Annotated in this window: 8 protein-coding genes; 3 read left to right on the top strand and 5 right to left on the bottom strand. The window is 74.7% G+C overall.

Going from position 1 to position 26,827, the window contains the following annotated elements:
* Positions 1-314: 314 nt before the first annotated feature.
* Together ABZW17_RS12900 and ABZW17_RS12905 are read left to right on the top strand one after the other, a co-directional pair.
* Complete coding sequence (locus ABZW17_RS12900; RefSeq protein WP_354812740.1) at positions 315-971, top strand: lytic polysaccharide monooxygenase; 657 nt, start codon at positions 315-317, stop codon at positions 969-971.
* 51 nt (positions 972-1,022) lie between these two features.
* A complete protein-coding gene (locus tag ABZW17_RS12905) occupies positions 1,023-1,613 on the top strand; it encodes an HD domain-containing protein (RefSeq protein ID WP_354812742.1) in 591 nt (196 codons plus the stop codon).
* A 328-nt stretch (positions 1,614-1,941) separates the two neighbouring features.
* Here the strand turns inward: ABZW17_RS12905 and ABZW17_RS12910 are convergent, their stop codons facing one another.
* Positions 1,942-2,682, bottom strand: a complete 741-nt coding sequence (locus ABZW17_RS12910; protein ID WP_354812744.1) for a hypothetical protein — start codon at positions 2,680-2,682, stop codon at positions 1,942-1,944.
* Positions 2,683-2,782: 100 nt separating this feature from the next.
* Positions 2,783-3,307 carry an ABATE domain-containing protein gene (locus tag ABZW17_RS12915; RefSeq protein WP_354812746.1) on the bottom strand — a complete coding sequence of 175 codons (525 nt, stop codon included), beginning with the start codon at positions 3,305-3,307 and terminating at the stop codon, positions 2,783-2,785.
* A gap of 67 nt (positions 3,308-3,374) precedes the next feature.
* Between ABZW17_RS12915 and ABZW17_RS12920 the strand changes: the two genes are divergently transcribed.
* Positions 3,375-4,673, top strand: coding sequence for an MFS transporter (locus ABZW17_RS12920; protein ID WP_354812748.1), 1,299 nt, complete (start codon positions 3,375-3,377; stop codon positions 4,671-4,673).
* Here the strand turns inward: ABZW17_RS12920 and ABZW17_RS12925 are convergent.
* Genes ABZW17_RS12925 through ABZW17_RS12935 form a run of 3 tightly spaced genes read right to left on the bottom strand, consistent with a single transcriptional unit; the run spans position 4,643 to position 26,765 of the window.
* Positions 4,643-5,848, bottom strand: a complete 1,206-nt coding sequence (locus ABZW17_RS12925; protein ID WP_354812750.1) for a cytochrome P450 — start codon at positions 5,846-5,848, stop codon at positions 4,643-4,645. The genes ABZW17_RS12920 and ABZW17_RS12925 overlap by 31 nt on opposite strands.
* A complete protein-coding gene (locus tag ABZW17_RS12930; RefSeq protein ID WP_354812752.1) occupies positions 5,845-7,098 on the bottom strand; it encodes an MFS transporter in 1,254 nt (417 codons plus the stop codon). The genes ABZW17_RS12925 and ABZW17_RS12930 overlap by 4 nt, the downstream gene beginning before the upstream one ends.
* The gene (locus ABZW17_RS12935; protein ID WP_354812754.1) at positions 7,095-26,765 is read right to left on the bottom strand and encodes a non-ribosomal peptide synthase/polyketide synthase; all 19,671 of its coding nucleotides are present in this window, start codon (positions 26,763-26,765) and stop codon (positions 7,095-7,097) included. The genes ABZW17_RS12930 and ABZW17_RS12935 overlap by 4 nt, the downstream gene beginning before the upstream one ends.
* Positions 26,766-26,827: the final 62 nt, after the last annotated feature.

A 26,827-nucleotide genomic window follows, 5' to 3' on the forward strand; every position in this document is an offset into this window, starting at 1 on the left:
CCTCGTTCGTCCCGACGCTACGACGACGAGCTGAATTCCTGTCGCCGTGACTCGCTAGTGGGAATTTTTCCGGATGCACCCGGGCGGAGCAACCAGCCGGGCCCGCGTTCACCGGGCGTTCGCCGACCCGGGACCGATCGGGCGGCCCGGCGGCCGCGGGTTTCCGCCGTTCAGGAACCGTTCAGTCCGCCTCCGTGCCGGAAACCACTGCGCCGCAAGGGTTTCCGGAGTTCGGGTGGTGGCCGGTGGGGGCGTCGCCACGTAGGGTCGCCCCGGGAGCGCTCCCCTATCCGGCCCCGACGAAGGAGGACAGCGTGGTTCCCCGGACAACCTTGCTCTCCCTGGTGGTCACCGTGGTGACCGCCGTACTGCTGGGCGGCGTGCTCACCGGCGTCGCCGACGCGCACGGGTCCGCCACCGACCCGCCGTCGCGCAACTACGGCTGCTGGAACCGCTGGGGCAGCGACTTCCAGAACCCCACGATGGCGCAGAAGGACCCGATGTGCTGGCAGGCCTGGCAGGCCGACCCGAACGCGATGTGGAACTGGAACGGGCTCTACCGCGAAGGCGTCAAGGGCAACCACCAGGGCGCGATCCCGGACGGCACGCTGTGCAGCGGCGGCCGCACGCAGGCGCCCCGGTACAACGCGCTCGACACGGTCGGCGCGTGGCAGATGGCGAACAAGGACAATCGGTTCACCCTCACCATCACCGACCAGGCCCACCACGGCGCCGACTACCTGCTGGTGTACATCACCAAGCAGGGCTTCGACCCCGCGACGCAGCCGCTGGGCTGGGGCAACCTCGAACTGGTCGCCCAGACGGGCCGCTACGCGCCGGCGGGGCAGTACCAGGTCGCGGTGAACGCGGGCACCCGGACGGGGCGGCACGTCGTCTACACGATCTGGCAGGCGAGCCACCTCGACCAGTCGTACTACTTCTGCAGCGACGTGAACTTCTCCGGTCGCTGACGCGGGATCCGGGCCGCGGGTTCGCCCGCGGCCCGGCCGTAGGCTGCGGGGATGGAACTCACCCTGCCGGGCGGTCCGGCGTGCGGGCACGCCACCGAAGTCGCGATGGCCTATTCGGCACCGTCGCTGTTCAACCACTCGATGCGGGTGTACGCCTGGGCGAGCGCGCTCGGTGACATCCACGACGTCCCCTTCGACGCGGAGCTGCTGTACGTCGCGGCGATGCTCCACGACCTCGGGCTGGCCGCGGAGTTCGACAGCCACACGAAGCCGTTCGAGGTGGCGGGCGGTCACGTGGCGTGGGTGTTCGCCGCCGGCGCGGGCTGGCCCCCCGAGCGCCGGGCGCGCCTGGAGGAAGTGATCGTCCGGCACATGTGGGCGGAGGTCGACCCGGCCGCGGACCCGGAGGGTTTCCTGCTCTCGAGGGCGGCGGCGGCCGACATCGCCGGACGGGACGTGGCGGACCTGCCCGCGGGGTTCCGCGCGGAGGTGCTCGGCCGTTACCCGCGGCTGGACCTGGTGGAGGAGTTCCTCCGCTGTTTTGAGGACCAGGCGGTCCGGAAGCCGGAGAGCGCGGCGGGGGCCGCGATGCGCAACGACCTCGCCGGCCGGATGGCGGCCAACCCGCTCGAGCGAGGCTGACCGGACAGGCCGGGGTGGAGGGCCCCGCCCGCCTCTGCCGCGCCGGGGCTGAGTAAGCGCTTTCCGAGGCACCGCCGACCGGCGGTGGTCGGGCCGGTTTGGGATGGACGCGGCCGACGGTTTTCCTCGCCGCGGCAAGGCAAGCGCACCGCGCACCGACATTTTCACCGGCGGGTCTTCCGAGCCGCAGCGCAGCCTCGCCGTGCACGGAGGCGGCACATCCAGGCCGACGGTCCTCCTCGCCCGCAGCCCGCAGCCCCTGCCCTCGCGCCCGGGCATGGCGGTGCCCGCACCCGTGATCACTCGGGTGCGGGCACCACGCTCCGGCCTAGTGGGTCTTGTTCTGGCCGCGGCCCGCCGGGGCCCGGCCGTTCGCGCCCTCCGGGTTGACTGCCTGCGTCGCCTTTTCGCCGGATGCCGGGGGCTTCGGTGCCGCCGGCTTCTCGCCCGGCTTCGGCGCCACGGGCTCGGCCGGCTTGACCGCGGGCTTCTCGGTGGGCAGGGTTGCCGCGTTGTCCGCCGGCTTCGGCGTGGCTTCCGGCTCCGCCAGCGGGTTCGACCGGCGGACCTTGGCCACCGCCACGACCGCCGCCGCGAGGGCGGCCGCCGCCAGGAGCCACGGCCAGCGCGTCCGCTTGGTGCGCTCGCCGCGGGCCACGCTCTTGGCTTCCTGCAGCGCCACCGCCAGGTCGCGCTTCGCCGCCGCCACCGTCTTGCGGCGGCGACGGCCGGACTCGCCGCCCGAACTCACCACCGTGGCCACCGCCTGCGCCGCCTTGCGGCCCGGGTCGCGCATCTTCGCCGCCCGGGCCAGCACCTCGTCGCGGGCGGCACCGGTGTGGGTCAGCACGTCACGGCGGGAGGACCGGGTGCTCTTGTCGAGGTCCTTCGTCGCCGCGCGGCCCACCTTCGCGAGTTCGTCCTTGCTCTCGGTCAGCTTCCGGTCGGTGATTTCGACCGCCCGCGCGGCCGCGGCCGCACCCACCCGCGCGGCCTCCGCGGCGAGATCCCGTACGCCGGCCGCCGCCGTCTTCACCGATCGCCCGACCGGGGCGTCGCCCTGGCTCATGTGATCACCTCTCACTCGTCGCAGCAGGCATGGCCTGCTCAGCTCACACCCATGGGCTACCCAGTGAAGGGCCGTCCGGAACCTCGGCCACCCGACGGCGTCACGAAGCCCCGCCGCGGCGCCGCCGGTAGTCCGCGGATTTGGCCTTCGTCCCGCAGGCGGTCATGTCGCACCACCGGCGACGGCCGGCGTGGGACGCGTCGAGGAAAAGCCGGCTGCAGTCCGGGTGCGCGCACTCGCGGATCCGGGTCGCGTGCGGGCCGGCGAGCAGGTCGATGGCGTCGCGGGCGAGGGTGGCGAGCGCCTGCCCGAGGTCGCCGCGGTACTCGACGGCCGCGCCCGTCCAGTGCGGCACCAGCGGAGGCCGCGCGGCGAAGGCGTTCAGCTCCTCCCGGTCGGTGTCACGGGCGGTTTTGCGGCACAGGCGGTCGACGGTCTCACGAAGGGCGACGGTCCGGCGGAGCCCGGCCTCGTCGACGGCGATGTCCGCGCCGAAGCCGGCCTCGGCCAGCCAGCGCGTGACGTCGGCGGGGGATTTCAGCAGCTCACGGGGGTGCTCGCGGTGCCGGACCTGCAGCGTGGTCGTCAGGTCCAGGCAGGGGCGGCCGCCGAGGAAGGGGAACACGTCACCATATTGACCGGTGACGCGGTCGCCTGCCAAGCTGGCGTCACCGGACAGTGGGGTGACGGGGGTGACGGGGGGTGCGATGGCGGGCCTGGCGCGGTACCTGACGGCGGCGGTCCTGGTCCGCGGCGCCGACAGCGGGGCAACGGTGGGCCTCCTGCTCCTGGCCGCCGACCGCCACCAGTCCGCGGCGGCGGGCGGCCTGCTGGTCGCGGCGCTCAACGCACCCCACCTGGCGGGCCCGTGGCTGGCTGCGCGCCTCGACCGGGCGGGCGACCGGCGACGCCTCCTCGCGGCGGCGTACGTGGTTTACGGCGTGGCGCTGGCCGTGGGCGCGCTGACGCTCGGCCGGCTCCCGACGGTGGTCCCGATCGCGGCGGTGGCGCTCGCCGGAGCCTGCGGACCGCTGCTGACAGGCGGGCTGAGCAGCGTCCTGGGCGACCTGGGTCCGGGCCGGGCCACGCCGGCCGGCCGCTTCGGGGCCGGCATCCGGCACTCGGCCTGCGTGTGCCACGGCACCTGCTCGCCGATCTTCGCCCCCAGCCGCACCGGCGTCCTCACCGCGAGCGCCGGCACCACCGCCGACCGGCGGCGCCGGGGGTGGGACGCGCTCACCTACGGTGTCGGCAACACCGCCGGCCCCGCCGTCGCGGCCGGTCTCACCGTGGTCTCCGGTCCCCTCGCCGCCGTCCTCGTCCTGACCGCTGCCGCCGCCGTCGCCGGGGTTCTCGTCCTCACCGTGCCCCTCGCCGGCCGAGCCGAAGCGGCCGACACCGTCAGCCTGCGGGCCGGCCTCGCGGTCCTCGTCCGCCACCCGCCCCTGCGGCGGGTCACCGTCCTCACCCTGCTCGGCGCGGTCGAACTCGGCGCCTTGCCCGTCATCGCCGTGCGGTTCGGCGAGGAACTCCACGGGAGCGCCGCCGCCGGGGCCGCCCTCACCGTCGCCTACGGGGCCGGGAGCCTCCTCGGCTCCGCCCTCGTCACCGTCCGGCCGCTCGAAGGCGAACCCGAAGTGCTCGCCGTCCGGCTCTTCGCCGCCATGGCGTTCGCCACCGCCCTCTGCGCGCTCCTCCCCCAGTACGCGATCGCCGGGTTCGGGGTGCTCGGACTGCTGAACGCCACCTCCTTCACCGCCACCCTCGCCGCCCGTGGCGCCTACGCGCCCGCCGGGGCCCAGGCGCAGGTCTTCGTCACCAGCGCCGGGCTCAAGGTCGCCATGGCGGCCGCCGGGGCCGCGCTCGCCGGGGCTCTCGGCGAAAGCGGCCCGGTCCTCCTGCTCGGCGCCGCCGCGACCACCGGACTCGCGGTGGTCGCGGCCCGGCTGGACGCCCGGCGTCAGGCCGGCCGCACGTCCAGCGGCAGGTGACGGACACTCACGATCACCGACGGGTTCTGGAACACCACCGGCGCGTCCGTCGCCACCGCCAGGTCCCGGTACCGCTCGAACAGCACCTCGAACGCGATCCGGCCCTCCAGCCGGGCCAGGGGCGCGCCGAAGCAGAAGTGGATCCCGTGCCCGAACGTCAGGTGCGGGTTCGGCGTGCGCTCCGGGTCGAACGCGTCCGGGCGGGCGAACACCGCCGGGTCGCGGTTGGCTGCCGCCAGGTCCGCCATCAGGATCGCGTTCGCGGGGATCCGGTGGCCGCCCAGCTCGACCTCCGCCGTCGTGCGGCGGCCCAGCTCCGGGAACGGCGGCAGCAGCCGCAGCACCTCCTCCAGCGCCGCCGGCAGGCCCGCCGGGGCCGCGCGCAACGCCGTCGCGATCGCCGGGTTCCGGTCGAACGTCACCACCGCGTTGCCCAGCAGCGCCGTCGTGGTGATGTGCCCGGCGATCAGCAGCAGCGCCACGAACCCGACGATCTCCTGGTCCTCGAGCCGCTCGCCGTTGAACTCGGCCTCGACCAGCCGGCTCGTCAGGCCGGGGCCGGGGTGGGCGCGGTGGTGGCGGATGTGGTCGAGGATGTAGCCGTTCATCTCGCGGATCGTCGGCGCGATCGCGTCGAGCGCGCGCTGGATGTCCTCCATGTCCGCCGTCTCGCCCAGCTGGTCGCCGCTGAACAGCACCTGGGCCCAGCGGGTGAACAGCGGGCGGTCCGCCACCGGGACGCCGAGCAGCTCCGCGATGACGATGATCGGCAGCGGGTAGGCGAGCGCGTCCACCACGTCGAAGCGGGACTGCCCGGCGACCTCGTCCAGCAGTTCACCGGCGATGACGCGGATCCGGGGTTCCAGGCCGGCCACCACGCGCGGGGTGAACGCCTGGCTGACCAGGGTCCGCAGCTTGCGGTGGTCCGGCGGGTCCATCCCGACGAAGTTGCCCTTCCGGAACGTCTCGAAGTCCTCCTGGACCGGGGTGAGCCCGCTGAAGTCCGACGAGAACGTCGCCGGGTCGGACAGCACCCGCGAGACGGACGCGTGGTCGAGCACCCGCCACAGGCCGCGCTCCTCGTCGTGGTGGACCGGACCGCGTCGGCGCAGCTCGGCCGCCCGCGCCAGCAGCTCCTCGAAAGCGAAGGAGAGGCCGGATTCCTGGGTTGTCATGGGGTTTTCTCCTCGGTCGTGGTGGGCTCGGGTGCGGGGACGAGGGTGTCGGCGCGCGGGAACCGGCGCAGGGTGGGGCTGACCGTGACGACCAGCGTCACCAGGGCGATCCCGGCGGCGCACAGCAGCACGGCGTCGGTGCCGGGGAACGCCTGCACGACCAGGCCGCCGAAGGCGGGCCCGGTCGCCGCGGACACCCCGCCGATCACGCCCATCACGCTGGTCAGCCGGCCGCGCAGCCGGTCGGGGGTGAGCAGCAGCTGGTAGGTGCCGATCGTCGTGTTGGCGGTCGGCGGGAGCAGGGCCATCGCGACGAACAGGGCGCCCAGCAGGTAGCCGTCGTGGATGGCGGCCGCCAGCGGGGTCAGCAGGGTCAGCACCCAGAACACGCTGACGATCGAGACGTAGGGCCGCAGCCGCCGCTGCAGGTACGGCGCGATCAGCGACCCCACCACCCCGCCGACGCCGAGCATCGCGGCCATCACGCCGATCTCGCCCGAGGTGACGCCGCGTTCCTTGGCCAGCACGATGATCACGATGTAGTAGGCGCTGAAGAAGAAGTTCAGGCTCACCGCGCACGTCACCGTGACGCGCACGTGCCGTTCGCTCCACACCCAGCGCAGCCCCTCGGCCATCTCCCGGCCGAGGTGCCCGCCGCCGGCCGGCGCGGCCTCGGGGCGCGGCGCCCGGACGAACAGCAGCGCCACCAGCGAAACGAGGTGGACGAGCACGTCGAAGGCGAACGGGACTGCTCGCCCGAGCCCGTAGAGGAACCCGCCCGTCGCGGTGCCCGACAGCTGGCCGAGCGCGCCGCGCGCGGAGTTCATCGCCACCGCCGTGGGCAGCTGGGCCGAGGGCACGACGCCGGCCAGCATCGCGCCTTCGGCCGGGCCGAACAGCGACCGGCAGCAGCCCATCACCGCCGCCACCGCGACGAGGTGGGGGACGCCCACGACGTCCCACCAGATCGCCGCCGCCAGGCTGCCGACCGCCAGCGCGTAGACCGCCTCGCAGCCGAGCAGGATCTTCTTGCGGTCCCAGCGGTCGGCCAGCGCGCCCGCGGGCAGCCCCGCGACCAGCTGGGCCATCGCGTCGACGCCGAGCACCAGCCCCGACAGCGCCGGCGAGCCGGTCACCGTCAGCACCAGCAGCGGCAACGCGATCATCGACGCGCTGAACCCGGCCTCCGACAGCGCCTGGCTGCCCCACAGCAGCTGGTAGTTCCGGTTCCGCGAAAGGCGCGTGGTCACCGCCGCTCCTTCCGGTGGGCCGGGGCCTGGGCGTCGGCGGCGATCCGCCGCAGGGCGGTGGCGAAGTCGCCGGCCACCGCTTCGACGGTCCGCCGGTCGTGCCGGCCGGGCTGGTAGATCAGGGAGAACACGAGTTCGCCGTCCTGCACCGCGCCGACCAGGTCGAGCAGGTGCGGGTGGTGCTCGGCCGGGTCGTGGTCGCGGCCGAGCGACCCGCTGACGGCGGCGTACAGGCTCTCGGACGCCGTCGTGACGGCCCCGGCACCGTCCCACTGGCCGAGGTAGTTGAACGAGATCTGCGGATCGGTTCCGGCGAGCCGCTCCCGCACCTCGGGGCCGGCGAGGTGGCGGAGGGCGCCGAAGCCGAACCCGTTGCCGGGCACGGCCCGCAGCTGCTTGCGGACGGACTTGACGAGCGTCCGCCAGTCCGGCCCGTCGGTGTCCGGTATGGACAGTGCGACCGGGAACAGCGTGGTGAACCAGCCGACCGTCCGGTTGAGGTCGACGCCGTCGAGGACGTCCTCGCGGCCGTGACCCTCCAGCGCGATCGCCACGTCCGGGCGCCCGGTCCACCGGGCCAGTGCCCAGGCCAGTGCGGTGAGCAGGACGTCGTTGACGCGCGTGCGGTAGGCCGCGGGCGCCGAGCGCAGCAGGGCGTTCGTGTCGTCGGCGTCGAGCGTCACGACGACCTCCGCGGTGCCGGTGACCGCGGTGTCGTGGTCCACCGGCAGCTCGCCGGCCGGTGGCAGGCCGGTCCAGTACGCCAGTTCGTCGTCGAACCCGCCGGCGCGGACGTGCTCGCGCAGCCGGTGCGCCCAGTCCCGGAACGACGTCGTCCGCGGGCCGAGGTCGACCGGGACGTCCCGGGCGGCCTGCCGGTAGGCGGTGTCGAGGTCGTCGAGCAGGATGCGCCAGGAGACGGCGTCGACCACGACGTGGTGCGCGGCCAGGAACAGCCGCGGCCGCCACGCCGGATCGGCGGTGACCAGGACGGCGGCCAGCAGCGGCCCTTCGGTGAGGTCGAAGCCGGCGTGGACGGCGTCGGCGATCCGTTCGAGCGCGCCCGCCCGGTCGGCCTCCGGCACGGCGGTCAGGTCCTCGTGCCGCAACCGGGGTCCCGGCTCGACGTCGGCGTTGTGCTGCTGCCAGCCCGCTTCCGTGCGGGTGAACCGCATGCGGAGGGCGTCGTGGTGGGTCCACACGACCGCCAGCGCCCGTTCGAGCGCGCCGGCGTCGAAGCCGTCGGCCAGCTCGAGGAGCATCGACTGGTTGAAGTGGTGCGGGTTGACGGTGTGGGTGGCGAAGAACCAGTCCTGGATCGGGGTCAGCGGCACGTCGCCGACGACCGGCCCGTCCGCCGCCGCCTCCTCGGTCACCGCGCCGGCTTCGGGAGCCAAAGCGGCAACGGTCTGGTGCAGGAAAATGTCCTTTGTGGACACCCGCAGGCCGGCCTGCCGGGCCCGGGACACGACCTGCATGCTGAGGATGGAATCCCCGCCCAGCTCGAAGAAGTTGTCCGCGGTGCCGACCCGGTCCAGGCCGAGCACCTGGGCCCAGATCTCGCACAGCACCCGCTCGGCCGGGGTCACCGGCTCGACGTGGCGGGTGGCGGGCTCGGCCGCGGCGGCGACCACGGGCAGGGCGCGGCGGTCGACCTTGCCGCTCGGGCCGAGCGGCAGCGCGGGCAGCTCCAGCAGCGCCGAGGGCACCAGGTGCCCGGGCAGCGACCGGCTCAGGAACTCGCGCAGGTCGGCGGGGCCGACCGGGTCCGTGCCCGGCGCGGTGACGAAGCAGGCGACCAGCCGCTTGTGTCCCGAGGCGTCCTGCTGGACCGCGGCGACGGCGGCGGCCACCCGCTCGTGCCGGGTCAGCGCCGCCTCCACCTCGCCGAGTTCGATCCGGAATCCGCGGACCTTGACCTGGTCGTCGGCCCGGCCGGTGAACTCCAGCTGCCCGGCCGCGGTCCACCGGACGACGTCGCCGGTGCGGTACATCCGCTCCCCCGGCGCGCCGAACGGGCTCGCGGTGAACCGGTCGGCGGTGAGGCCGGGCCGGTCGAGGTAGCCGCGGGCCAGGCTCGGCCCGGCGACGTACAGCTCGCCCGCCACGCCGATCGGCACCGGCTGGAGGGCGGCGTCGAGCACGTAGGCGCGGGTGTTCGGGATGGGCCGGCCGATCGGCGGCGGCGTCCCCGGGACCAGTGGTTCGCTCCAGGTCGCGACGACGGTCGACTCGGTGGGGCCGTACGCGTTGACCATCCGCCGTCCCGGCGCCCACCGGTCGACGAGCTCCGGCGAGCAGGCGTCCCCGCCGACGACGAGCGTGCGCAGGTCCGGCAGGTCGGCCGCCGGCACGGTGGCCAGCGCGGCGGGCGGGATCAGCGTGTGGGTGATCCGGTGGGCGGCGAGGAACTCGGCGAGGGGTTCGCCGAGCAGCGGCTCGGGCGGGACGACGACGAGCGCGGCGCCCGACGGCAACGCCAGGCACAGCTCCAGGATCGACGCGTCGAAGCTCGGCGAGGAGTAGGCCAGCACGCGATCGCCTTCGGCGACCCGGAGGTGCTCGGCTTCGGCGGCGGCGAACCCGGCCAACCCGGCGTGGGTGACGACGACGCCCTTCGGCCGGCCGGTCGAGCCGGAGGTGTAGATGACGTAGGCGGGGTGCTCCGGCCGGACCTCGACCGGCTCGGCGGGCTCGCCGTCGAACAGCGCCGGGTCGTCCAGGGTCAGCACTTCGACGCCGTCGGGCACCGGGGGCGCCAGGTCCGCCAGGGTCAGGACCAGCGCCGGGCGGGCGTCGGCCAGCATGAACGTGATGCGCTCGACCGGGTAGGTCGGGTCGACCGGGACGAACGCCGCCCCGGCCTGCCACACCGCCAGCTGCGCCACCACGATCTCCACCGACCGCGGCAACGCCAGGGCCACGATCCGCTCCGGGCCGATGCCGCGCGCCCCGAGCACCCGCGCCAGCCGGGACGCGCGGGACTGCAGTTCGGCGTAGGTCAGGGACTCGCCCGCGATCACCGCCGGCGCGTCCGGTGTCCGGCGGGCGCGGGCCGCCACCAGCTCGGGCAGCGTCTCCGGCCCGACCGGGCGGCCCGTCTCGTTCCACGTGCCCAGCACCAGGTCGCGCTCGGCCGGGCCGATCAGCGGCTGCCGCGAAACCGGCCGCTCCGGGTCGGCCGCGACACCGGCGAGCAGGACGCCCAGGTGCGCGGCCAGGCGGTCGATCGTGGCGGCGTCGAACAGGTCCGTGTTGTACGTCAGGGCCGCTCGCAGCACCCCGCCGTCCGGCTGGAACTCCAGCGTGAGGTCGAAGTTCGCCGCCGTCGCGGGCTGCGGGAGCTCCTCCGTCTCCAGACCGGGCAGGTGGGCCGCCTCGCCGGGGCTGTTCTGCAGCACCACCATCACCTGGAACAGCGGCGTGCGGCTCGGGTCGCGGCCCGGCTGGACCGCGTCGACGACCCGGTCGAACGGCAGGTCCTGGTGGTCGAACGCCTCGCGGACGCCCGCGGCGACCTCGTCGAGGAACGCCGTGAAGGCCGCCTCCGGGCGGACCCGAGACCGCAGCACCAGCGTGTTGACGAAGAACCCGACCAGACCCTCCAGTTCGGGCCGCTCCCGGCCGGAGGTGACCGTGCCGACGGCGACGTCGTCCTGGCCCGCCCAGCGGCCGAGCAGCACCTGGCAGGCGGCGACGAGCGTGGCGAACAGGGTCGTCTCGCGCTGCCGGCTCACCTGCTCGAGCCGCGCGGTCACCGCGGCCGGGACGAGAAGCTCGTGCGTCGCGCCGCGGGTGGTGCGCACCGGCGGGCGGGGCCGGTCCGTGGGCAGCTCCAGCGGGCTGAGGTCGCGCAGGCGCTCGGTCCAGTACTCGGTCTGGCCGGCCAGGACGCGCTCGGCGAGCCGGCCGCGTTGCCAGGCCGCGAAGTCCGCGTACTGGACCGGCAGCGGTGCCAGATCGGCCGCTTCGCCGCGCAGAGCCGCCGCGTAGAACGCGCCGACCTCTTCGGCGATGAGCCCGTTCGACCAGCCGTCGGTGACGATGTGGTGCACGGCCACGGTGAGCACGTGCTCCTGCGGCGCGAGCCGGATCAGCTTCGCCCGCAGCAACGGGCCTTCGCTGAGGTCGAAGGGCTGTTCGCCGTCCGCGCGCAGGATGTCGGCGAGGTCCTCCTCGCGGGCGTCGACGACCGGCAGCGGCACCGGCGATGGCGGGTGCACGACCTGGACGCCGTGGCCGTCGGCGGAGCCGAACGTGGTGCGCAGCGGTTCGTGCCGGGCGACCAGCGCGGTGAACGCCCCGGCGAGGGCGTCGACGTCGAGTTCGCCGCGCAGGCGCACGGCGGAGCTGGTGACGTACTCGGTGCCGCCCGGCTCGAACTCGTCGAGGAACCACAGCCGCTGCTGGGCGAAGGACTGCGGCAGCTCGGCGTCGCGGGGCACCGCCGGGATCGGGTCGCGGTCGGTGGTGCCGACCGTTTCGATGGCGGCGGCGAGCCGGGACACCGTCGGGTGGGCGAACACCGCCCGCGGCGACAGCGACACGCCGCATTCGGCCAGCAGCCGGGAAACCAGCCGGATGCTGAGGATCGAATCGCCGCCGAGCTCGAAGAAGTTGTCCTGCGCGCCGACCCGTTCGACACCGAGCAGCCGCTGCCAGATCCCGGCGACGGCCCGCTGGGTCGGGGTGGCCGGCTCGGCGTAGGGCCGCCGGGACGGCAGCGGGCCGTCCGGCGCGGGCAGCGCCCGGCGGTCGACCTTTCCGTTGCGGTTCAACGGAAGCTCGGGCAGCACCAGGACGACGGCGGGGACCATGTACTCGGGCAGCGCCGCCGCGGCGTGCGCGCGCAGCTCGCCGGGTTCCGCGGCGCGTTCGAGGACGACGTGGGCGAGCAGCCGCCGGGTACCGGAGGGGTCGGTGTGCACGGTCGCCACGGCCTGGGCGACCGCCGGGTGCGCGGCCAGCACGGCCTCGACCTCGGCGAGCTCGATCCGGAACCCGCGCAGCTTGACCTGGTCGTCGGAGCGGCCGAGGAACACGAGGTCCCCGCCGGGGCCGCGCCGGACGACGTCACCGGTGCGGTACATCCGCTCCCCCGGTGCGCCGAACGGGTCGGCGACGAACCGCTCGGCGGTCAGGCCGGGCCGGCCGAGGTAGCCGCGGGCCAGGCCCGCACCGGCCAGGCACAGCTCGCCGGGCGCCCCGGCGGGCAGCGGGCGCAGGTCCGCGTCCAGCACGTACGCGCGCATGCCGTCGAGCGGGCGGCCGATCGGCACCGGCTCGGGCACGGAGTCGCCGGGGATCCGGAAGGAGGTGGCGAAGGTGGTGGTTTCGGTGGGGCCGTAGCCGTCGACCACGACCAGGCCGGGGCAGGCGGCCTGGACCGCCCGCACCACGGCGGGCGGGACGACGTCGCCGCCGGTCCACACCTCGCGCAGGCCGCGCAGGGCGTCCGGGGCGTCCTGCGCGAGCAGCCGGAAGAGCCCGGCGGTCAGCCACGCCGACGTGACGTCGTGCGCGGAAACCGCGCGCCGCAGGGATTCCACCGTGAGGTCGGGCCCGCCGGGCAGGACCGTCGCGCCGCCGGTGAGCAGCGGCACCCACAGTTCGTAGGTGGAGGCGTCGAAGGCCAGCGGCGAGTGGGCCAGGACCCGCGAGTGGGCACCGCCGGCGAACCGGCCGTCCTGGGCCAGAGCGGTGATGTCGCGGTGGCGCACGGCGACGCCCTTGGGGACGCCGGTGGAGCCGGACGTGTACATCACGTAGGCGAGGTTTTCCGGTGCCACCGGGGATTCCGGCGCGGTCGTCGACCGCTGCTCGCCGACCGTCAGTACCGGTCCACTGTGGACGGCTTCGGCGGCCGGCACCCGGCTGTCGCCGGCCACCACGACCGAAACCCCGGCTTCGGCGAGCACGGCCCGCAGCCGCTCGTGCGGCGCCCGGGTGTCCAGGGGCACGTAGGCCGCGCCGGCCTTGAGCACGGCCAGTTCGGCGACGACGTGGTCCACCGACGGCTCGAGCAGCAACCCGATCCGGTCCTCGGCCGCGACACCGAGCCCGGCCAGCCGCCCGGCCAGGTGGTTCGCCCGCTCGTCCAGTTCGGTGTAGGTCAGCGTCCGGTCGCCGGCCAGCACGGCGGGGGCGTCCGGGTGCCGCCGCACCTGGTCGGCGAACAGCACGGGCACGGTGGACGGCGTCCCGGCGGCACTGCGGCCGTGCGCGTCGGCGAGCACCCGGGCCCGCTCGGCCGCGTCGGTCCACGGCACCCGCGCCAGGAGCCGCCCGGCGTCCGCGGTGACGGCGTCGAGCAGCAGCACGAGCCGGTCGGTCATGGCCGTGACGGTGGCGGCGTCGAACAGCGCCGGGTCGTAGGCGAGGTCGAGGGCCAGGCTCTCCTCCAGGGACGCCCGCAGGCACAGCGGGAAGTTCGTGGCGTCGGCCGAGGCGACCTCGACGACCCGCGGCGCGCCCGCGGTGGCGGGTTCGCTGATCGGGTAGTTCTCGAACACGACCATGCTGGCGAACAGGTTCTGCCCCGCGGCGACGTCGCTGAGGGGGCGCAGCCGGGCCAGCGAAACGAAGTCGTGGTCGCGGGCCTCGCTCTGGGCGGCCTGCAGCTGCCCGAGCCACTGCGCGACCGGCCGGCTGCCGTCGACGCGGACGCGGGTCGGGATGGTGTTGATGAACAGCCCGATCATGGTCTCGACGCCGGTCAGGTCGGCCGGGCGCCCGGAGACCGTGGTGCCGAAGACGACGTCCCGATCGCCGGAGTGCAGGGCCAGCAGCAGCGCCCAGACGCCCTGGACGACCGTGTTCACGGTGAGGCCGTGCGTCCGGGCGAACTCCCGCAGCCGCAGCGTCGCGGCGGGGGCCAGCTCGGTCCGGACCGAGTCGGTGGAGCGCGACTGGTGGGCCTCGGCCGGCGGGCGGTCGTAGGGCAGCGCCGTCGGGGCTTCGAAGCCGGCCAGGGTGTCCCGCCAGAACGCGTCCGCCGCGGCCTGGTCGCGTCCGGCCAGCCAGCCGAGGTAGTCCCGGTAGGGGCGGCGGGTGACGAGGGCGGGCTGCACGCCGGCGCTCGTGGCGGCGTACTGCTCGCAGGCTTCGGCGAAGACCTGCGCGGAGCTCCAGCCGTCGAACAGGACGTGGTGGGAGGTCCACACCAGGTCGACCTCGTCGCCGGGGAGGGCGGCGATCGTCAGCCGGGTCAGCGGCGCCCGCGTCAGGTCGAACGGGACCGCGCGGTCGGCGGCCAAGGCCTGCTCCAGGGCGGTTTCGCGGTCCGCCGGGCCCAGGTCCCGCCAGTCGTGGTGGGTGACCGGCAGGGTCGCGGTGCGCTCGACCACCTGGACCGGCTCCTCGACCCCGGTCCAGACGAGCCGGGTGCGCAGCACCGGGGTCCGGTCGACGACCCGCTGCCAGGCCGCGGCGAGCGCGGCGGGGTCGGCGACCCCGGCGAGGCGGATGCGGACCTGCTCGAAGTAGGCCGGGGAGCCGTCGTCGAGCAGCGTGTGGAACACCATCCCGGCCTGCAGCGGGGTGAGCGGGTAGACGTCCTCGACCGCGCGGCCGTCGCCGGCCACGGTGTCCAGTTCGGCCGCGCTCAGCCGGGCCAGCGGGAAGTCCGACGGCGTGCGGCCGCCGGCCCCCGGGGTGGCGCAGTGCCCGACGATCTCGCGCAGGGCCGTGAGGACCTGGTCGGCGAGCCCGCGCACGGTGTCTTCGCGGTGGATGCCGGGGGCGTAGGTCCAGGCGAGTTCGAGCTGTCCGCCGTCGACGATGCCGACGACGTCGAGCAGCGCGGTCCGCGGCCGCCGCGGGTCGACGTCGTCGCCGAGGTCGCCGCCCCAGCCGCGGTACAGGCCGTCGGCGTCGCCGCCGGTGGACCATTGTCCGTGGTAGTTCAGGGAAATCTGCGGCACCGGGTCGTCGTGCCGCCGCAGCGAGCCGTAGCCGAGGCCCTTGCCCGGGATGGCCCGCAGCTGCTCCTTGACGGCCTTCAGGGTCGGTCCCCAGTCGCCGGCCGCCGGGACGGTGAGCGCGACCGGGTACTCGGCGGTGAACCAGCCGACCGTGCGGGAGAGGTCGAGGTCGGCGAAGATCTCCTCGCGGCCGTGGCCCTCCAGCGAGATGAGCACGCGGTCGCGGCCGGTCCAGCGGGCCAGCACCCGGCCGAGGGCGCTGAGCAGGACGTCGTTGATCTGCGTGCGGTAGACCTCCGGCACCTGGCGCAGCAGGGCATCGGTTGTTTCGGGGTCCAGGCGGACGGTGACCGTGCGGGCGCTTCCGGCGGTGTTCTCCCCCGCCGCGTCCACCGGCAGGGTGGGGTCGACGCCGTCGAGTGCTCCGGTCCAGTACGGCAGCTCGGCGTCGAAGCTGTGCCCGGCGAGGCGGTCCGCCCAGCGGAGGTAGCTGACCGGCGCCGGGCCGAGGTCGACCGGCTGTCCGGCGGTGACCTGACGATAGGCGGTTTCCAGCTCTTCGAACAGGATCCGCCAGGACACGCCGTCGATGACCAGGTGGTGGACGACCAGCAGCAGCCGCGGTGGCTGTCCGGGAGTGGTGATCAGCACGGGCGCGACGAGCGGGCCGTCCGCGATCCTCAGCGTGGCGCGGGCTTCGGCCGCGACCGCGCTGACGTCCGCATCGGACACGTGCCGCAGAGCCGGAAGTGCGGCGCCGGGCCGGAAATCCTGCCGTCCGTCGCCGGTGAACCGGGTGCGCAGGGCGTCGTGGCGGGCCAGTACCACGCCCACCGCGGTTTCCAGCGCCGGGAGGTCCACGCCGGGGTCGAGTTCGGCGAGCGTGGACATGGTGAAGTGGTCGTGGGCGCCGGTCTCGAAGAACCACCGCTGGATCGGGGTGAGCGGCGCCGCGCCGGTGAACCCGGCTTCCGGCTCCGCGGCTTCCGTGCCCGCGACGAGCGCGAGCTCGGCGATGCTCTGGTGGCGGAAGACGTCCCGCGAGGTCAGCCGCAGGCCGCGGCGCCGGGCCCGGGAGACGACCTGGATGCTGAGGATGGAATCCCCGCCGAGGGCGAAGAAGTTGTCGTCCACCCCCGGCTCGCCGGTGCCGAGGACGTCGGCCCAGATCTGCGCGAGCAGCCGCTCGGTCCCGGTGCGCGGGGCGGTCCGGCCCTCGGCCGGCGTCGCCTGGACGGCGGGCGCGGGCAGCGCCCGGCGGTCGACCTTGCCGCTGGTGGCCAGCGGCAGCCGCTCCAGGGGAACGAACACCGTCGGCACCAGGTGGTCGGGCAGGGTCGCCTTGCACGCCGTCCGCAATCGTGACAGGTCCGGCGTGCCGTCCGCGGGGACGACGTAGGCGACCAGCCGGGCGTGGCCGTCGTCGTGGCGGGCGACGACGACGGTGTCGGCGACCTCGGGCAGCGCGCGCAGGGCCGCCTCGACCTCACCGGGCTCGATCCGGAAGCCGCGGATCTTGACCTGGTCGTCGACCCGGCCGAGGTACTCCAGGCGGCCTTCGGCGGTCCAGCGGACGCGGTCGCCGGTGGCGTACATCCGGCTGCCGGGCGGGCCGAAGGGGTTGGCGCGGAAGCGGTCCGCGGTCAGCCCGGGCCGGTTCAGGTAGCCGCGGGCCAGCTGGACGCCGGACAGGTGCAGTTCGCCGGGGACGCCGATCGGCGCCGGGCGCAGCCGGTCGTCGAGGACGTGGGCCCGCACGTTCCCGAGCGGACGGCCGATCGTCTCGCGCGGGCTCTCGCCGATCCGGCACAGGGTCGCGTCGACCGTGCTTTCCGTGGGGCCGTAGAGGTTGAACGCCGTGACGCCGTCGAGGCCGCCCAGCTCGCGCCACAGCGCCTCGCCGACGGCTTCGCCGCCGACCAGCAGCACGGACGGCCGGTGGTCCCCGAACCCGGCGTCCAGGAGGTGCCGGACGAACGACGGCGTCGAGTTGACCAGGTCGATCCGGTGCTCGGCGACGTAGCCGGCGAGCACGGCCGGGTCGAGCCGGGTGTCGCCGTCGATCACGTGCAGCTCGTGCCCGGCGGTGAGCATGAGCAGCACGGTTTCCCAGGACGCGTCGAAGGTGAACGCGGCGGTCAGCGCCACCCGCAGCCGGTCCTTCCCGGCGGCGGCGGTGAACTCCGCCGCGTGGTCGACGGCGAAGTTGGCCAGGGCGCGGTGGGTGACGAGGACACCCTTCGGCGTGCCGGTGGAGCCGGAGGTGTAGATCGCGTAGGCGGCGTGGCCGGGGGTGAGCGGCGCGAGCCGGTCGGCGTCGGTGAGGTTCGTGTCCGGCCCGTCGGCGGTCACCGGTTCGGTGAGCACCAGCACCGGCCGGGCGTCGGCCAGCAGCGCTTCCCGCCGCCGGGTGGGCAGCTCCGGGTCCAGGGGCAGGTGCACCGCACCCGCCTTGAGGACGGCGAGGATGGTGACCACGAATTCCGCGGACCGGGGCAGGGCGACGGCGACCGGGCGCTCAGGCCCGGCACCGCGGGCGACGAGCACCCGCGCGATCCGGTTGGCCCGGGCGTTCAGCTCCGCGAAGGTCAGCGTCGTGCCGCCGCAGACCAGGGCGGTCGCGTGCGGGGTCCGGGCGGCCAGGGCCTCGAACAGCTCGACGACCGTGGTCTCCGGCACCGGCCGGTCGGTGGCGTTCCACGTCTCCACGACGAGGTCGTGTTCGGCCGCGGGCAGCGGCAGCGTGTCGACGGCCCGGTCCGGGTCGGCGACGACGGCGGTGAGCAGGACCGTGAGGTGCTCGGCGAACCGCGCCATGGTGGCCGCGTCGAACAGGTCGGTGTTGTAGTTCAGCAGCCCGCGCAGGCCGTCCGGGCGCTCCTCGAACTCGACGCTGAGGTCGAACCCGGCGGTGGTCATCGGCAGGGTCAGTTCGCTCGCCGTGAGCCCGGCGAGGGCGGGCAGGCGGTTGCCGGCGTTCTGCAGCGTGACCAGGACCTCGAACAGCGGGGTGCGGCTGGGGTCGCGGTCGGGGCTGAGCTCGTCGACGATCCGCTCGAACGGCACCTCCTGGTGCGCGAACGCGTCCAGGACGGTCCGGCGGACGCGGCTCAGCAACTCGCCGAAGCTGCGCTGTCCGTCCACTTGGGACCGAAGCACGACGGTGTTGACGAAGAGGCCCACGAGGTCCTGGACCTCCGGGTGGTCACGTCCGGAGGTCACCGTGCCGACGGCGACGTCGTCCTGGCCGGACCAGCGCCGCAGCACCAGCTGGCAGGCGGCGGCCAGCGCCGTGAACAGGGTGGTGTCCCGGTCGCGGCTCAGCCGGCGCAGCCCGGCGAGGGCCTCGGCGCCGAGGGTGAACTCGAGCTCGGCGCCGTTCGACGTCCGGGTCGCCGGGCGCGGGCGGTCGGTCGGCAGGTCCAGCGGGCGGAGGCCGTTGAGCTCGTGGCGCCAGAAGCCGAGCTGCCCGTCGAGGAAGTCGCCGGTGAGGCGTTCGCGCTGCCACGCGGCGAAGTCCGCGTACTGGACGGGCAACGGCGGCAGCTCGGCCCGCTCGTCGCCGTAGCGGGTGGCCAGCTCGCCGACCAGGACACCCATCGACCAGCCGTCGGTGATGCTGTGGTGCAGGGCCAGGACGAGGACGTGCTCGGCCGGGGCCAGGCGGACGAGCCGGGCGCGCAGCAGCGGGCCGCGGGCGAGGTCGAACGGCCGCGCGAGGTCCTCGGCCAGCAGCCGCCGCAGGTCCTCCTCGCCGGCGACCTCGGTGACCGGCAGCGCGAGCTGCCACGGCTCCCCCACCTCCTGGCGGGGCCGTCCGTCGGTGGCCGGGAACGTGGTGCGCAACGACTCGTGCCGGGCGATCAGCGTGGTGAGGGCGCGGGCGAGCGCGTCCGGGCGCAGTTCGCCGTGCAGCCGCACGCCGAACACCGTGACGTGGTCGGTGCTGCCGGGGGCGAAGTCGTCGAGGAACCACAGGCGCTGCTGGGCGAACGACAGCGGCAGCTCGCCGTCGCGGTCCACCGGCGTGATCGCCGCGGTCACCGGGGCCGCGGACGCGGCGGGCAGGGCCGCCGCCAGGGCTTCGACCGTCGGGTGGTCGAACACCGTCCGCGGGGACACCTCGACGCCGAAGGCTTCGCGCAGCGCGGAGCTGAACCGGATGCTGAGGATGGAATCGCCGCCCAGCTCGAAGAAGTTGTCCCCGGCGCCGGCGCGCTCCAGGCCGAGCGTGGCGGCCAGGACGGCCGCGACCGTGCGTTCGGTCCCGGTGCGCGGTTCGACGAACCCGGCGCTTTCCGGGCCGGTCGCGGCGGGCGCCGGCAGGGCCCGCTGGTCGAGTTTCCCGTTGCGGGTCAACGGGAGTTCGCCGAGCAGCACGAACGCCGAGGGCACCATGTAGTCCGGCAGGGTCCGGGCCAGGTGCTCGCGCAGCCGGGCCGTGCCGGGCGGGGTGTCCGGCGTCGCGGGGACGACGTAGGCGACCAGCCGCTTGCGGCCGGGTTCGTCCTCACGGGCCAGCACCGCCGCCGAACCGACCTCCGGCAGGGTGAGCAGGGTGGCCTCGATCTCGCCCGGTTCGATCCGGAAACCGCGGATCTTGACCTGCTGGTCGGCGCGGCCGTGGTAGCGCAGGGCGCCGTCGCGGGTGCGGGACACGCGGTCGCCGGACCGGTACATGCGGGAGCCGAGCGCGCCGGACGGGTCGGCGACGAACCGGGCGGCGGTCAGCCCCGGCCGGCCGAGGTAGCCGCGGGCGAGGCCGTCGCCGGCCACGTAGAGCTCGCCGGGCACCCCGGCCGGGACCGGGTTCAGGTCCGTGTCGAGGACGTACCCGGCCAGGTCGGGCAGCACGGTGCCGACGACTCCCGGAGTGTCCCTGTCGGACGTGAGGTCGTGGTGGGTGACGTGCACGGTGGTCTCGGTGATGCCGTACATGTTCACCAGCCGCGGCGCGCGGTCGCCGTGGCGGGCGAACCAGCCGGCCAGCCGGCGCGTGTCCAGGGCCTCGCCGCCGAAGATCACGTACCGCAGCGCGAGCCGGGCGCCGGGATCGTCTTCGTCGGCCCGGATGAGCTGGTAGAACGCCGACGGCGTCTGGTTGAGCACGGTGACGCCCTCGTCGGCCAGCAGGTGCAGGAACTCCCGCGGCGACCGGGACACCGCGTGCGGCACGACGACGAGCCGGCCGCCGTGCAGCAGCGGCCCCCAGATCTCCCACACCGAGAAGTCGAACGCGTAGGAGTGGAACAGCGTCCAGACGTCGTCGGCGCCGAACCCGAACCGGGCGTCGGTCGCGGCGAACAGGCGGGTGACGTTGCGGTGCGGGATCACCACGCCCTTGGGCAGCCCGGTCGAGCCGGAGGTGTAGATGACGTAGGCGGGGTGCTCCGGCGTGCAGCGCGGCGGCGGGTCGGTGTCCGGGCCGGTCTCGACGTCGACGTCTCCGGGGGCGAGGACGGCGACCGGGGCGGTGTCGGCGAGCATCCGCTCGACGCGTTCCGCGGGCGTCGCCGGGTCGATCGGCAGGTAGGCGGCCCCGGCCTTGAGCACGGCGAGGATCGCGACGACCTGCGCCGCCGAGCGCGGCAGGCGCAGCGCGACGAACCGTTCCGGGCCGGCGCCGAGCGCGATCAGCCGGTGCGCCAGGCGGTTCGCCCGCGCGTTGAGCTCGGCGTAGGTGAGCCGGGTGCCGTCGCCGGTGAGCGCGACCGCGTCCGGGCGGGCGGCGACCTGGGCGGCGAACAGCTCGGTGAGGGTCGGCGCGGGCAGCGACGGGAGCGGCTCGTCCGTGAGCCGGGCGCGGTCGGCGGCCGACAGCCACGGCAGCCGCGCGATCGGGCGGTCCGGGTCCTCGGCCATCCCCAGCAGCAGGGTCTCCAGCCGGGCGGCCAGCGCGGCCGCGGTGTCGTCGTCGAACAAGGCCGGGTCGGTGGCGAGTTCGAAGCCCAGCTGCCGGTCGACGTAGGCGCGCAGGGTGACCGGGAACGTCGTGGCGTCGAGCGCGGTCACCTCCCGCAGGGTGACGCCCGCCTGCGCGGCGGCGTTCTCGTCGAAGGGGTAGTTCTCGAACGCGACCATGCTGTCGAACAGGTTCTCCCCCGCCGGGACGTCGCTCAGGGCGCGCAGTTTCCCGAGGGCGAGGAAGTCGTAGCGGCGGGCCTGGTTCTGCTCGTCCTGCAGCCGCTGCAGCCACGGCAGCAGCGCGTCGCCACTGTCGATCCGCGTGCGCGTCGGGACGGTGTTGATGAACATCCCGATCATGTTCTCGACGCCGGGCAGGTCGTCGGGCCGGCCGGAGACGGTGGTCCCGAACACGACGTCGGCCTCGCCGCTGGAGTGGGCCAGCAGCAGCGCCCACGCGCCCTGCACGAGTGTGTTGACGGTCAGGCCGTGGCGCCGGGCCACGTCCCGCAGCCGGGAAGTGTCCTCCGTGGACAGTGACGTCCGGACCGTGCGCGAGGAACGGGTCCGGTGGGCCTGGGCCGGGGACCGGTCCCCCGGCAGCGGGGTCGGGGCGGCGAACCCGGACAGCACCGTGCGCCAGTGGTCTTCGGCGGCGGTGACGTCCTGGGCGGCGAGCCAGCCGAGGTAGTCGCGGAACGGCCGGTGCGCGGGCACGCGCGGGATCCGGTGCTCGGTGATCGCGGCGTACTGCTCGCACACCTCGGTGAAGATCTGGGCGAGGCTCCAGCCGTCGAGCACGATGTGGTGGGACGTCCACATCAGCAGCACCCGGTCGTGGGTCAGCGCGACGATGCCCAGCCGCATCAGCGGCGCGGTGGTGAGGTCGAGCCCGGTGGCGGCGTCCTCGGCCGAGAGCCGCTCCAGCTGTCCGGCCTGCTCGGCTTCGGACAGCCCGCGCCAGTCGTGCCGGGTGACCGGCACGACGGCCCGGCGCCGCACGACCTGCAGGGGTTCCTCGACGCCGTCCCAGACCAGCTGGGTGCGCAGGACCGGGGTGCGGTCGGCGACCTGCTGCCAGGCCTGGGCGAAGGCGTCGGGGTCGCGGACGCCGTCCAGGAGCATCCGGGCCTGGTCGACGTAGGCGTCGGCGGTGGGGTCCAAGAGGCTGTGGAAGAGCATGCCCGCCTGCAGCGGGGTCAGCGGGTAGATGTCGTCGACGTCCCGGCCGTCGCCGGCCAGGCGGTCCACTGTCGACTGATCGAGGCGGGCCAGCGGGAAGTCCGACGGCGTGCGGCCGCCGCTGCCGGGCTGCGCGCAGTGGGCGACGATCTCGCGCAGGCCGGTGAGCATCGCCTCGGCCAGGTCCCGGACGGTGGCTTCGTCGTTGACCTGGTCCGAATAGGACCACGTCAGCGACAGCTCGCCGGACTCGACGACCCCGGTCACGTCCAGCTGGTAGGTGCTCGCCTCCTCGGGGGCGATGTCCTGGCCGGGGCTGTCGTGCCGGCCGCGGAACAGGCCGTCGGCACCGGCCTGGGCGTCCCAGCGGCCGTGGTAGTTGAAGCAGATCTGCGGCAGCGGGAACGCCTGCAGGGCGTGCCCCGGCGCGCCGGGGCCGCCGAGGTAGCGCAGCGCCTCGTAGCTCAGGCCGCGGCGGGGAACCGCGCGCAGCTGTTCCTTGACCGCCTTGAGCGTGGCACCCCAGTCCCCCGGCTCCGGCAGGTCCAGGGCCACCGGGAACTGCGTGGTGAACCAGCCGACCGTGCGGGACAGGTCGACGCCGTCGAGGACGTCTTCGCGGCCGTGGCCCTCCAGGGCGATGAGGACGCCGTCTTCGTGGGTGCGGTCGGCCAGGGCGCGGCCGAGGGCGCTCAGCAGCACGTCGTTGACCTGGGTCCGGTAGGTCGCGGGCACCTGGTGCAGCAGCGCGCCGGTGGCGTCGGCGTCGAGGGTCACGGTCAGCGTGCGGGTCGAGCCGGTGGTGCCCGCACCCGCGTGGTCGGACGGCAGCGCCGCCGGGACCCGCCGCGCGACCCGCGTCCAGTGCCCGAGGTCGTCGTCGAACCCGCCGGCCCGGACGTGCTGCTCCAGCAGGTGCGCCCACTGGGTGAACGGCGTGGCGGTGGCCGCGAGCCGGACCGGCGCCCCGGCGGCGACCTGGCCGTAGGCGGTTTCGAGGTCGCCGAGCAGCAGCCGCAGCGTCACGCCGTCGGCCACCAGGTGGTGCACGGCCAGGAACAGCAGCGGCGGCCGGGTGCCGCGGGCGAGCAGCGCCGCGCCGACCAGGGTGCCGGTGGCGAGGTCGAGGCCGGCGCGCACCTGCGCGGCGGCGGCCTCGATGCCCGCGCGCTGCCCGGCGTCGCCGAGCGTGGCCAGGTCCCGGATCCGCAGGATCCCGGTGGGCGGCGCCGGGGTGACCTCCTGCCGCCACTGGCCGTCGACGGTGAAGAACCGGGTCCGGAGGGCCTCGTGGTGGGCGACGACGGCGTCGAGCGCGGTCCGCAGGGCCTGCGGGTCGACGTCGGCGGGCAGCTCCAGCAGCTGCGACATGGTGAAGTGGGCCAGGGGCCCGTGCGTGGCGAAGAACCACTGCTGGATCGGGGTGAGCGGGGCCGGCCCGGCGACCGGGGCCGCCGCGGCCGGGGCGAGCGCCGTGGTGGCCTGCACCGCGGTCGCCAGCCCGGCGATGGTCTGGTGCAGGAAGATGTCGCGCGAGGTGAGCCGCAGGCCGGCCTGCCGCGCCTGGGCGACGACCTGGATGCTGAGGATCGAGTCGCCGCCGAGGCCGAAGAAGTTGTCCTCGACGCCGACGCGGTCGTTGCCGAGCACCTCGGACCAGATGGCGACCAGCTGGTGTTCGACGGCGGTCCGGGCGGGCACGTACGTCTGGCCGCCGTCGGCCGGTGCGTCGGGCGCCGGGAGGGCCCGGCGGTCGACTTTGCCCTGGGGTGTCAGCGGAATCGCGTCGATCGGGACGAACGCCGAGGGCACCAGGTAGTCGGGCAGCGTGGCCCGCAGCGCCGTGCGCAGGCCGTCCGGCGTGACCTCGCCGGTGGCGACGACGTAGGCGACCAGCCGGGCGTGCCCGCCGTCGGGCCGGTTGGCCACGACGACCGCCGCGGAGACCTCGGGCAGGCGCACCAGCGCGGCCTCGACCTCACCGGGCTCGACGCGGAACCCGCGGATCTTCACCTGGTCGTCCAGGCGGCCCAGGTACTCCAGCTGCCCGTCGGCCGTCCAGCGGACGCGGTCGCCGGTGCGGTACATCCGCTCCCCCGGCTCGCCGAACGGGTTGGCGACGAAGCTGCCGGCGGTCCGGCCCGGCCGGCCGAGGTAGCCGCGGGCGAGCTGCGCGCCGGCGAGGCAGAGTTCGCCGGGCACGCCGGCGGGCACCGGCCGCAGGTCCTGGTCGAGGACGTAGGCACGGGTGTTGGCCAGCGGGCGGCCCAGCACGGGCCGGGCCGACTCGCCGACCCGGCACGAGACGGCGTCCACTGTGTACTCGGTCGGCCCGTAGAAGTTGTGCGCCACCGTGACTTCCGCGCCGGCCAGTTCCCGCCAGAGCGTGTCGTCGAGGGCTTCACCGCCGAGCATGAGGATCTTCGGCCGGTGCCGCGGGTCGGTCAGCAGGCCGGCGGGGACCAGCCGGCGCAGGTAGGTCGGGGTGAGGTCGAGGAAGTCGATCCGGCGCTCGGCGATGTAGCCGACCAGCGCGTCCGGGTCGAGCCGGACGTCTTCGCCGATCAGGTGCAGCTCGTGGCCGTCGGCCATGAGCAGCGGGCCTTCCAGGGACGTGTCGAAGGACAGGGTCGCCGTCAGCGCCACCCGGAGCCGCCGTCCGGGGGCGGCGAAGTCGGTGCGGTGGTTGAAGAGCAGGTTCGTCAGGTTGCGGTGCGGGACGGCCACGCCCTTCGGCCGGCCGGTCGACCCGGAGGTGTAGATGACGTAGGCGGTGTTGTCCGGCCGCAGCGGCGCGACGCGGTCGGCGTCGGTGAGGTCGGTGGCGGCGTGGTCGTGCTGCGCGATGTCGGCCGGCCCGAGGACCAGTTCGGCACCGGAGTCCCGCAGCAGCAGCTCTTTCCGGTCGGCGGGCAGGGCCGGGTCGATCGGCAGGTACACCGCACCGGCCTTCAGCACGGCGAGGAAGCCGACGATCGCGTCGGCGGTGCGCGGGAGGGCGAGCGCCACGACCCGCTCGGGGCCGGCGCCCAGCGTCACGAGGTGGCGGGCCAGCCGGTTGGCCATCGCGTTGAGCTCGGCGAAGCTGAGCGCGATGTCCCCGGCCACCAGCGCGGTCTCGTCCGGGCTGCGCTGGGCCTGCGATTCGAACAGCTCGACGACGGTCGCCTGCGGGACGTCCAGCGCGGTGTCGTTCCACTCGGTGAGCAGCCGGGTTTCCTCGACGGCGGTGAGCAGCGGCAGTTCCCCGGCCGGACGCCGCGCGTCGGCGGCGATCGCGGTGAGCAGCACGGTGAGGTGCTCGCCCAGCGCGACGGCGGTCCGTTCGTCGAACAGGTCGGTGTTGTACTCCAGCGAGCCTTCGAGCGCGTCGGCGGACGGCTGGAACTCGACGGTGAGGTCGAAGTTCGCGGCGCGGCGGGCCACCTCGACCGGCTCGGCCGTCAACCCGGCGAAGTCCACCGGCCCGCCCTGGCTCCCGTGCAGCAGCACCATCGCGTCGAACAGCGGGGTGCGGCTGGGATCGCGCTCGAGCCGCAGTGCTTCGACGAGCTTTTCGAACGGCGCTTCGGCGTGCTCGAACGACTCCAGGACCGTCGTGCGGACGGCGTCGAGCAGCGCGCCGAACGGGGCCGACATGTCCACAGTGGACCGGATGACGACGGTGTCGACGAAGAACCCGACCGTCCGCTGCAGCTCGGGCCGGTTCCGGCCGGACACCACGGTGCCCACGGCGATGTCGGTGCGGCCGGTGTAGCGGGCGAAGAGGACCTGGCAGGCCGCGACCAGGACGGTGTACAGCGTGGTGTCGTGGGCCCGGGCCAGCTCGGCCAGCGCGGTGGCCGCCCCGGCCGGGACGCGGAAGTGGTGGACGGCTCCGGCGGTCGTGCGCACGGCGGGCCGCGGCCGGTCGGACGGCAGGTCGAGCGGTTCGACGCCGGCGAGCTGCGTCGTCCAGTAGGCGAGGTGCCGGTCGAGGGCGGGGCCGGCCAGGCGGTTCCGTTGCCACACGGCGAAGTCGGCGTACTGGACGGCGGGTTCGGGCAGGTCCGCGGGCTCACCGCGGACGGCGGCCGCGTAGAGCGTGCCGAGTTCGCCGACGAGGATGCCCATCGATTCGCCGTCGGTGACGATGTGGTGGGCGGTGACCAGCAGGACGTGGTGCTCGGCGGCCACCCGCACGAGCAGCACCCGCACCAGCGGCCCGCGGCGGAGGTCGAACGACCGGCTGTACTCGGTCCCGAGCACTTCGTCGAGGTCGGCGGGCCGCAGCGCGGGATCGGTGGTGAGGTCGACGGTCCGCACCGGGATCTCCGGCTCGGCGTGGACGACCTGCACCGGGGTGCCGCCGGCGTCGTCGATGGTCGTGCGCAGCGATTCGTGCCGGGCCACCAGGGTTCGCACCGCGCCGGTGAGGGCGCCCGGGTCGAGCGGCCCGGTCAGCCGCAGCGCGACGGCGCTGTTGTATTCGGCGTCCCCGGGCCGGAACTCGTCGAGGAACCACAGCCGCTGCTGGGCGAACGACAGCGGCAGGGCGGTCTCCCGCGGCGCCCGGCCGATGACGTCGGACCGCTCCGCCCGCCCGGCCAGCCGGCGCTTGAGCGTCTCCCGCAGCTCCGCGGGCAGCGCGTCGATGCGGCTCTTCCTCGAGGTGGTCATCGCTTTCGTTTCCTCACAAGCGCAGTCGGGTGGTCCGGGGGTCGTGAGTGGTAAGGCGCGTT

It is taken from the genome of Amycolatopsis sp. NPDC004625 (genome assembly GCF_040609695.1).
Taxonomy (GTDB): Bacteria; Actinomycetota; Actinomycetes; order Mycobacteriales; family Pseudonocardiaceae; genus Amycolatopsis.